General features: G+C 63.1%; 2 protein-coding genes. Both read right to left on the bottom strand.

Features of this window, described 5'->3' with window-relative positions; translation table 11 throughout:
* Positions 1-581 (bottom strand): 3-methyl-2-oxobutanoate hydroxymethyltransferase (locus tag HNP00_RS22870; protein ID WP_184742009.1); only part of this gene is annotated, 581 nt, incomplete at its 3' end.
* A 2-nt stretch (positions 582-583) separates the two neighbouring features.
* Positions 584-1,012, bottom strand: coding sequence for an aspartate 1-decarboxylase (panD, locus tag HNP00_RS22865; RefSeq protein WP_184742008.1), 429 nt, complete (start codon positions 1,010-1,012; stop codon positions 584-586).

The following is a 1,012-nucleotide window of genomic DNA, read 5'->3' as shown; positions in this document are numbered from 1 at the left end:
CGGCCCTGGACACGGTACCCGCCAAGAGCGTGTTCGCTTTGCGGTGTGAACCCGATGTGTGCCATGACCGGGATGCCGGCCTGGACCATGGCCCTGACTGTTTCCGCGTAAAAGCTGCCGCCTTCGATTTTGACCGCGTGGGCGAGGCCCTCCTTGAGGAAGCGTACACCGGTGGCTACTGCTTGTTGCACGGAGACCTCGTAGCTGCCGAACGGCAGATCGGCGACCACCAGGGCGCGCTGCGCCGAACGCGCAACTGAACGGCATAGCGGAAGCAACTCATCGACGGTGACGGGCAGGCTGTTCTCGTTTCCGAACACGTTGTTGGACGCCGAATCGCCAACGAGCAGCACCTCAATGCCCGCCTGGTCAAAGATCTCCGCGGTGTACTGTTCGTAGGCCGTGAGCATGGCGAAGCGCTTCCCCTCGGCCTTTGCCTGTTGCAGATGATGGATGCGGATCCTGCCCACCGGGTTCTTAGCCGCATCCGGCCCCGGAGGACCGGCCGCGGAAGGGCCGTTTCCGTAGGGGGCCGGAACTTCGGCGGACGTGCTTGGGCGAGGGCTGTTCCTTATCTCCATGATTAGTTCACCGAGCCGTTGTCTAGAGCGAAGGGCGGGCGCATCATCCCCGCGCTGATGGCTTCGGCGGGGTCGGTGCCGAGGTGGACGATCGTGTTGTGCTGGTCCACGTGGACCACCCTGGGGTCATAGGCCCCGGCTTCTTCGGTGGTCATGCTGGCGTAGCTGATGAGGATGACGACGTCGTTTACTTCGACCAGGTGTGCGGCGGCGCCGTTGATGCCAATCACACCGGAGCCGCGTTCACCGGCAATGGTATAGGTCTCCAGGCGGGCGCCGTTGGTGACGTCGACAATCGCGACGAGCTCGCCGGGCAGGATGTCGGCAGCGTCCAGCAAATCCAGGTCAACGGTGACGGAGCCGACGTAATGCAGATCCGCGTGCGTGACGGTGGCACGGTGGATTTTGGACTTGAACATTGTGCGGTTCAT

Source organism: Arthrobacter sp. AZCC_0090 (genome assembly GCF_014207375.1).
GTDB lineage: Bacteria > Actinomycetota > Actinomycetes > Actinomycetales > Micrococcaceae > Arthrobacter.
This window is presented reverse-complemented; position numbering and strand designations above follow the sequence as displayed.